The organism is Marinobacter bryozoorum, assembly GCF_023156245.1.
Taxonomy (GTDB): domain Bacteria; phylum Pseudomonadota; class Gammaproteobacteria; order Pseudomonadales; family Oleiphilaceae; genus Marinobacter; species Marinobacter bryozoorum.
On the sequence record NZ_JAKZAH010000066.1, the window covers coordinates 1 to 8,078 of the forward strand.

The 8,078-nt window shown below is 53.3% G+C and carries 8 protein-coding genes; 6 read left to right on the top strand and 2 right to left on the bottom strand.

Annotated features, from left to right (window positions below; all coding sequences use genetic code 11):
- The first annotated feature begins 334 nt into the window (after positions 1-334).
- On the top strand, positions 335-670 hold the full coding sequence (locus MLC59_RS19025; RefSeq protein ID WP_248237183.1) for a hypothetical protein: 336 nt from the start codon (positions 335-337) through the stop codon (positions 668-670).
- 18 nt (positions 671-688) lie between these two features.
- Positions 689-1,027 (top strand): tRNA-binding protein, encoded by a 339-nt coding sequence (locus MLC59_RS19030; RefSeq protein ID WP_248237189.1) that lies wholly within the window; start codon positions 689-691, stop codon positions 1,025-1,027.
- 184 nt (positions 1,028-1,211) lie between these two features.
- Here MLC59_RS19030 and MLC59_RS19035 read toward each other — a convergent pair whose 3' ends face one another.
- Both MLC59_RS19035 and MLC59_RS19040 read right to left on the bottom strand, forming a co-directional pair.
- Positions 1,212-1,919, bottom strand: coding sequence for a hypothetical protein (locus tag MLC59_RS19035; RefSeq protein WP_248237184.1), 708 nt, complete (start codon positions 1,917-1,919; stop codon positions 1,212-1,214).
- Between the two features lie 53 nt (positions 1,920-1,972).
- Positions 1,973-4,921 (bottom strand): HsdM family class I SAM-dependent methyltransferase, encoded by a 2,949-nt coding sequence (locus MLC59_RS19040; protein WP_248237185.1) that lies wholly within the window; start codon positions 4,919-4,921, stop codon positions 1,973-1,975.
- 788 nt (positions 4,922-5,709) lie between these two features.
- On the opposite strand from MLC59_RS19040, the gene MLC59_RS19045 reads away from it, so the two are divergent.
- From MLC59_RS19045 to panB, 4 genes are read left to right on the top strand one after another with little or no spacing between them, the layout of a single operon-like run.
- Positions 5,710-6,240: a helix-turn-helix domain-containing protein gene (locus tag MLC59_RS19045; RefSeq protein ID WP_248237186.1), complete on the top strand. Its 531-nt coding sequence runs from the start codon at positions 5,710-5,712 to the stop codon at positions 6,238-6,240.
- Entirely contained in the window at positions 6,237-6,956 is a 720-nt protein-coding gene (locus MLC59_RS19050; RefSeq protein WP_248237187.1) for an AzlC family ABC transporter permease, read from the top strand. The genes MLC59_RS19045 and MLC59_RS19050 overlap by 4 nt, the downstream gene beginning before the upstream one ends.
- A gap of 3 nt (positions 6,957-6,959) precedes the next feature.
- Entirely contained in the window at positions 6,960-7,307 is a 348-nt protein-coding gene (locus MLC59_RS19055) for an AzlD domain-containing protein (protein WP_104417580.1), read from the top strand.
- 22 nt (positions 7,308-7,329) lie between these two features.
- Positions 7,330-8,031: a 3-methyl-2-oxobutanoate hydroxymethyltransferase gene (gene panB, locus MLC59_RS19060; RefSeq protein ID WP_248237188.1), complete on the top strand. Its 702-nt coding sequence runs from the start codon at positions 7,330-7,332 to the stop codon at positions 8,029-8,031.
- The last annotated feature ends 47 nt before the right edge of the window (positions 8,032-8,078 follow it).

Consider the following 8,078-nt stretch of genomic DNA (forward strand, 5'->3'; position numbering starts at 1 on the left):
GGCACCCTGCCGGATCAACTCGTGCAACGGGTCGTTGCTGGCTACCTCTGGTTGTGAAAGAGCATGCAGGTTAGACTTGGGCATGGCGTATCATTCCTCTGTTGGTTGTGATCTTGGCGGAGATCAACCAACAGGATACGCCACCCCTTCAGCCTGCTTCCATACACCAGAAATCACCATAACTCTCGGTGCTGCATGAACAGCTCCTCTTGTCGGTTGGTTATGTGTTGGCCTGGCACCCATTGCTCCACCATGGAAAACAAGGGGCCAATTGTTACACCCAACCGGCCAAGATAATTGTCGCTAACCGGTCATCCTAATTGTCGCCGAACATGTGACCGCTGTTCTGGCTCTGGTGTGTCACCTGATTTGGGAAACAACGGTGTGGCCAAGCGGGTGGGTTCAATGGGCTGGCGTGCTAGGCCTGGGTTTGGGGCCGGTCGGCATCGCCTTTTTTACTTGGGACTATGGCGTGAAACACGGCAACATCCAGTTGCTGGGCACTCTGGCTTACAGTGCTCCGCTTATTTCCGTGGTATTGCTGATCGCCGCGGGTTACGGGGAGGCGACCGGTGCTGTTATTGCTGCCAGTGTTCTGATTGTGCTGGGTTCTTTAATCGCTGGCAGAGTGAAGCGGCAACCAGTGCCCGAGCCTGAAGCCATTCATTGATCAATCTTTTTGGAGGAGCTGAATATGATTAGTTGGGATGACTTTGAAAAGATAGAACTAAGGGTTGGTACGATCATTGAAGTAGATGATTTCCCCGAGGCACGAAAGCCTGCCTACAAGTTGAAAGTGGACTTCGGTCCCGAGATCGGCGTTCGTAAATCCAGCGCACAGATCACTGAACTCTATGACAAGGAAACGCTTAAAGGCAAGCAGGTGCTGGCCGTTACCAACTTCCCTCCCAAACAGATCGGCCCTTTCGTGTCTGAATGCCTGGTTACTGGAGTGCATACGGAAACGGGTGGAGTCGCATTGGTCGCCCCAGATTTTCCGGTCGAAAATGGCAAGAGGCTGCTCTGAACGTGACATCCTGAAACATTTGGCAACACCATTTTTGGCTAGCGTTGACGAATTAGGCTGGCCGTATATCCTTCCCAGTCAACGTATCAAAACTCTCGAACTTCATTGTCCTCTGACTCCTCAAACGCCGGGAACACCAGATGACATCTTTACTCTTGAGAAGACAAAGTCCTTATAAAAAGCGTTAATCAGCTCTATCGTGACCACGCGCCGAGACCTTGCACCTAGTGGTCTCACAGGGTTTTTCGGGTTTCAACCAAAGATGGTGCAGAGTAATGGGTAGGCTTGGTGCATGGGAGCTTGCCAATGTAGGGCCACGATGGTGAACGCTGCAATATACTTCGTCACCATGATTTGTCTGGCCAAGCGAGGCCAGTTGTTTCTTGACTCGGTACTCTCTTTGGCCCGCGTCACTGCCCAGAACATAGGTAAGGCCGCCCGGTAAGGGGCAGATGTTACGGACATATCCCAGCATAATGGCGCGATCTACCGCCCAGGCATAATCCTCTCTGATGAACCGGCTGATACCCGCTTTACAATAGGTGCTACCAATAGGGTGTGTCGAATCGATGGGTTTGCACTCGACGAATATTGCCGCCATCGTACTGCTTCGAGTATCCAACTGACCTCTAAGTGGTCGAAATGTGAGGTCGGGCTGGCAATCGCGCTTATTGCCCGCCCGGTTGCGTAGGTTACCTTCCCGAACTGGGGTCTGAAATATTGAAAATCCTTGAACGGCTTCCGGATCATTGCTGTAGATATCGTCCAAAATCATATAGAGCCGCTCAGTAATTGTGTCCTCCTCTTCGTCACAGATCGAAAATTGCCTTTCGGCGACTTCCTCAAGCAATTGGCGCCAAGCGTGAGCGAGCGCATTCTGAACCACAATCATTAAGGACTCTGGGATATTGCACGGTCTTCCTGTGGTTGTCCCCCGCCCTGTCATCAATCCTCGCATTGCTGACCGAGCTCCTCTAGACGTGCCCCAAATTCCCAGATCAGCTCTGATGCAAGTAGACGTGCCTGACTCTGTGTCCAGTATCGGTAACGGTTGAGTAACCCAACCGTCAGACTGGGCTGATCTGAACTGAGTAGGGTTATTCGGCTGACGCCAAGACTGCTCACCTGTTGGATCCAATGTGCAGGAAGCTCAAGCGGTGGGGAGCCCCCCTCCAATGTAATGGAAAAAAAGCGCCAGGGTAGGGCAGGATTGGTGGCGCTCAAGAACTGCACCTGCACCCGATGTCCCCCGGCACCAAATGCCCCAGCCAGCGCCTTTCCCAAACAAGTGATAAATGCCTGAGCCTGCTCCTCTGTGATCCGCGCCAACCCCTCGTCACGAGCAGATGCGTAGGGAGCATTAATCGCAAGAGTATCGGACAGAACCTGCTGATCAGTCGACGACAAACCATAGAGCTGACCAACGGTATAGTCGAGCAATGACCAATCGGGATGATTATTGATCAACTGCTTGGCGCATGTTTCTATGGACTGACGTTGATCGATTGACAGGCTCTCCGGTGGAACAAATGGAAGACGGTTAACGTCCATTTTTTGCTGTGCTTCCCGCTCAACACCGAACTCTCCGCTTGTCATTAAAGTGACATACTCAAAAAGCTTGCTATGAAGCAATACCAATAAATAATGCGTAAGGAACGCTGATAACGGATGGCCAGATGCTGAATACCCATAGTAAGATTCAGAGAATGCTACATCATCGGTACTTAGCAACGCCCTGCCTCTGGAACGGTCTTCGCGTAGAGACTTTCTCACTAGAACTAAAGGGGCTTTATAAATTTCAGGCGATCTCGTACGGTGAAGCCCCCGTGGAATATAGCGGTCAAGTGCCTTGTTGAGCACCATAAAAGGCTGTAGGTCGTAATTCGCCTGCAAAGCAGGCTTTCCTTTGAGGAAGCTATCGTCTTGGGACCGGCTAGCCACCTGAAAACCTTGGCTCTTGAAAAGCCCCGCGCTTTCCTTCCAGTAATCGCCGATTGTGCATTCTGCGCGCTGTCTGATTTTGCTCACAATGGCCAAGTCCAGCACTGTGCCACGATACAAGGTTTTTAACGCAGCCGGATTACTTTTGACCAGATCGAAAGCTATCGGACTGGCATCACTGGCATCGACCCGTAGTAGGCCCTTACTATTCAGGTCCGGCTCATAGTGCGGGCTGACGAAGACAAACTGCTCGTTCGGCTGCGGCAACTCATTGTCGGCAAACAGTAGGCAGAAGGGCTGATCCACACTCGGCCAGACCCGAGTTTGCCGTAGTGCTGCGCCGTTCAGTATGCCCGTTACTTTCAGGGCTTCGAATAACGCATTACGAGCCGCAGTTCCCTTGTGAGATTGTTTGAACAGCCAGCGTCCGGCCAGTGCCAGAGCAATGCGTCCACCGGGCTTGGCCCAAGCCATGGCTCCCCAAACGAAGGGCAAGTCGGGAACGCCGTCCGGATTATGGTAAGATTTAGCGATTTCATCCAGACCGCGTTGTGCAGCTACTTCTCTACACCTCTTGGTAAAAATCCGTTCAATGCTTCGGTGCTCTTTGGTTAAACTGGTCCAGGGCGGATTGCCAATGACGAGGTCAAAGGTATGCTGGTAGTGATCAAACACGTGATCACCCAGACTGCCTGCCATAGGCACCAACTCGTTACTGTTACACTCTGGATCAGCAACGTTGATGAGAACACTGTTCTCAAGTTTCTTGAAACGCAGCTCTTCCAGTGGTGCGGGGTGTGGATCAAGTTCAAGGGCGGTCAGGTATAAGGCTAGTGCTGCAAGCGTGCGGGCATGGCCATTGGTATCGAAACCAACCAGTTGTTCGTGAAGCACGTCCCGAATTTGTTGGCGCGATGGTCGCTCCCCGGTCTCGCGAAAGCGTAACTCCACCAGCTTACGCAATCCTGCGACTAGAAACACGCCGGCCCCGCAAGCGGGATCCAATAGCTTCGCACTTGAGCCCTCCGGATGCGCGTGGAAGGCTTCTTCCACCATGTATTCGGCAATGTGATAGGGCGTGTAGTACACGCTCGTGGCGTGACGCGCTGATTGGTCGAAATGATGAATCAGTTCTTCATAGGTCTCACTCAATAAACCAATTGGCAGGTGATCGAAATCAAGATCCCCCCAATCCAAACGCTGTTGTGACGCGCCGGGTTCTATGGCGGTATCGAGAGTCATTATAGCGCTCAAAGGTTGAGTGACACTTGGCCCATGTTGTTGAACTAATTGGCGGAAATAGATGGCGTAATCGGTAGCGGGGAGGGTTAGAAGGTCACCATTAAAGGTTTTATCCAGCCAGTGATTAGTCTCTGCCAGTGCTACATCTGTGTCCATGCACTCTTTCAGTGAGTTGGCACTAGGAGCGATATCGGCCAGATTATCGGGGAGCACAATCTTTCGACCTATCAAGTAGCGCAGAAACAGTGCTCGACCTGTGAGCGCTATTGCCTCGTGAGTTGATACGCCAAGATCGCGCAGCGCTTTGCCTGCATCTCTCATCAAATCGAGAAGGACATCACGCAGGCGTAGAGTAGCAGGCGGTACGAAGTCCTCACCCTGAGCAAGTCTGGGAAGAATGCTTGGTGCTTCGTTGGAATCGCGAGAAAACCAGACTGGGGTCGTGTCTTCTGAGGGGCGCAGGTCGGTGGCGTAAATATCCAGTCGTCCCGGTTTCAATATACCCAACCAAGCTGGCTCACCCCGCATGGCAAGAATTTTTTGGAGATCACGAACGGGTAACACGTCATCTCGAAAGTGAGTTTGGTCGACGACATATAACAGTGCCTGGACCTGATGTTCAACAACATAGTCAACCAGCGGATGCTCTCGATTTCGATATAGATCCGTATACCTCAGACAACGAGCATCCCGGTTGTCGTGCAGATCCACACAACTCTCGTTGGGTGCACCGAATTCCTGTAGCAAATTCATCTTTGCTGCCCTGATGCGATGTTTGTGATCAAGGGTAGCTCTCGTTGAGAGGACTCGAGTCCCAAGTACAAGTCGATACGCTCTCTCTCTTTGGACATATCGACAACCCAGCCTAGGCTGGTGGGATTCTGGCCTCTAAACAAACGGAAGGCCTCTCCCTCGTCCAGGTTTTCCTGTGGAATAAAGATCAACTCTTCTCCAGGGGCCTGACGTGGTGCGCTGACATAACGATGTATAGCGGCTGAGACCCGTTGGACATCTCTGCGTCTCATGCCCAGGGTGTCCTCTAGTGTTTGCAGTGCCGCGAACGTAATTAAATCGGCCTTCGTGAAGCGCCGTGCGCTCCTTTCACGGGTTGGCCTGTCGCAAAATGGTGGCAGTTGTGCCCACGTGTGAAGCCTTGACCGGCTTATTCCCCCTAAGGCGAAACAAACATCTTTGGCGGTGAACGACTTGATGGCAGGCATATTTACGCTTTCTGTTTTAGGTGTAGAGCAAAACTGTTTAGAGTATAGAACAGTTTCACTAGAGAAAACATGCTCACAGCTTGGCGAGACCCACTATTAACTGGGCAGGTGCGATCGATTTAGGGTTGTGTTGTCTAGGGGTAGCTCCTAATCCACATGCTCTGAAATAGTAGATACCGATTTCTGATTTTGAATCGTTATGTCTGCTTGAGAATTCATTGACATCTCCGTGTTCCTTTTGTAGAACGTTCTATAAATGGAACATTGGAAGTGGTTTACATGGATCAGCTTTCTCTCGAAACCCTGGGGCGACACCTTCAGTCCTTGCGGGTGGCTCGCGGATGGTCGCTCTCGGGGCTTGCCGCCGCTGCAGGTGTTGCCAAATCGAACCTTTCCCGCCTGGAACAGGGCAACGGGAATCCGACCCTGGATACCATCTGGCGGCTGGCGGTTCAGCTTAATATCCCCTTCGGCAACCTGGTTGCCCCAATCCGTGTGCCGGTTGGTGAGGAAGGGGTGCAGGTCCGGCTTGTGGATCAGGGGGGAGATAATCCCCGGGTAGACGCTTACTGGATGTCCTGCGCTCCCAATACCACACGCATGGCGGAGGGCCATACGCCGGGAGCGGTGGAGTCCGTTACTGTTATCAGCGGTCAGTTGGAAGTCGGTGTCACCGGCCAAAGCCAGCATTTGCGGGCTGGGCAGAGTCACACCTTCGATGCTGAGCAGCCTCACCTTTATCGCACCCGGGACGCCTGGGCCACGTTACTGGTCACCATCGTGTATCAGAAAGAAGGTGAGGGATCATGAGCGATCAGGTAATCAGCGCGGGCGGACGCGCCTGGGTGAGTGGGGTACGGGATGCGATTCCGCTGCTGGGTGGATATATTCCGGTAGCAGTTTCATTTGGCCTGATCGCCAATCAGGCTGGTTTTAGCAGTTGGGAAGCCATCATCATCTCCCTGGTTATCTATGCGGGTGCCTCCCAGTTCCTGTTTGTTGGCATGGTGGCCTCGGGAGCCCCTTTGTGGCTTGTGGTTGTGATGACGCTGCTGATCAATGCCCGGCATCTGGTGTATGCCCCGAACCTGGCGCCCTGGCTCACCGGGAACCGGTGGTGGTTCTGGTTGATGCACGGGCTGACGGATCAAGTCTTCGCCCTGGCGCACACCCGCCTTCCGGCGCTGCCATCCTCGGAACGCCTAGGGTGGTTCACTGGCGCCATGTTGCTGGCCTGGTTCAGTTGGGTAGGGGGCACGGCCCTGGGAGCTTTTGCGGGGCAGGAGCTGACCGGGCGTTGGCCATTACTGAATGACGTTATGCCCTTCGCGCTACCGGCCCTGTTTGTGGTTCTGTTGGCCCCGAGATTCACTTCCTGGTTATGGGCTGCAGCGCTTGGGTGTGCCATTGTCGTGGCGTTGTTGTTCGCGGCTAATGGCCTGCCCAATATGGCGATACCGGTTGCGGCGCTTCTGGGCGCTGCGGTGTTCTTTGTGATGCAATCCAATACACGGGCGGAGGTTTAACGCATGGCTGGTGAGCTGTGGGTTGCGGTGATGGTTGCCGCAGCGGGTACATTGTTAATGCGTTTGTTACCACTGGTGTGGATGCAGAGGCGTCTGGCTCGGGAAGACAGTCAGGGCGGTACAGCGGCCATGCCCAGGTGGCTCGGGGTGCTCGGCCCGGTGATGATTGCGGCCATGCTGGGGGCTTCGCTGGTTCCCGCAGCCGGCACCCTGAATGCCTGGGTTGCAACGGCTGTTGGGGGATGCGTAACCCTGCTAGTCTGGTGGAAAACAAAGTCCCTGGGGTGGCCGGTTGTCTCGGGCGTTGTGGTGTTTGGTGTGGTGCGGTTTCTCAATTTCGTTGTGATTTAACTGATCAAGGATAGGAGTGAATATGAGTACTCATACTTCCAGCCAGAAGATAACAACCTCTAAGATTCAGGCCATGAAAGGACGAGGTAGCATTGTTTCCCTTACAGCATACACGAAGCCCATGGCAGAACTCATGGACCCTTTTGTCGATCTGATCATCGTCGGGGATTCCACAGGGATGGTGGCTTACGGATACGATTCTACGTTGCCCGTTACTCTGGATATGATGATTAACCATGGTGCAGCAGTGGTGCGTGGCAGCCAGAAAGCCTGCGTCGTTATCGATATGCCCTATGGCTCGTATCAAGAAAGCAAGGAGCTGGCTTTCCGAAACGCGGCGCGCTTACTGACAGAAACTGGTGCTCAGGGCATCAAGGTTGAAGGTGGGTTAGAGCTTGTTGAAACGGTGGAGTTCCTGGTCAGTCGTGGTATACCGGTAATGCCACATATTGGCTTGCGTCCTCAGCATGCAAACACTATGGGCGGATTTAAGGCCCAGGGCAGAGATGAGGCTGCAGCCAAACGGTTGGTTGAAGAAGCACAGGCTTTTGAGTCTGTTGGCGCGTTCTCAGTCTTAATTGAAGGGGTATTTGAAGCCGCCGCGCGGCGTGTTACGCAATCTTTAACCATTCCTGCCATTGGTATTGGCGCATCTCCCGAGTGTGATGGCCAAGTGCTGGTAACGGAGGATATCCTAGGAGTCTGCGCGGCAGAAGTGTTTTGAGCAAGTGACCCCGCCGCGTCGAATCACAGTTCGGCCCGAGAACGTAT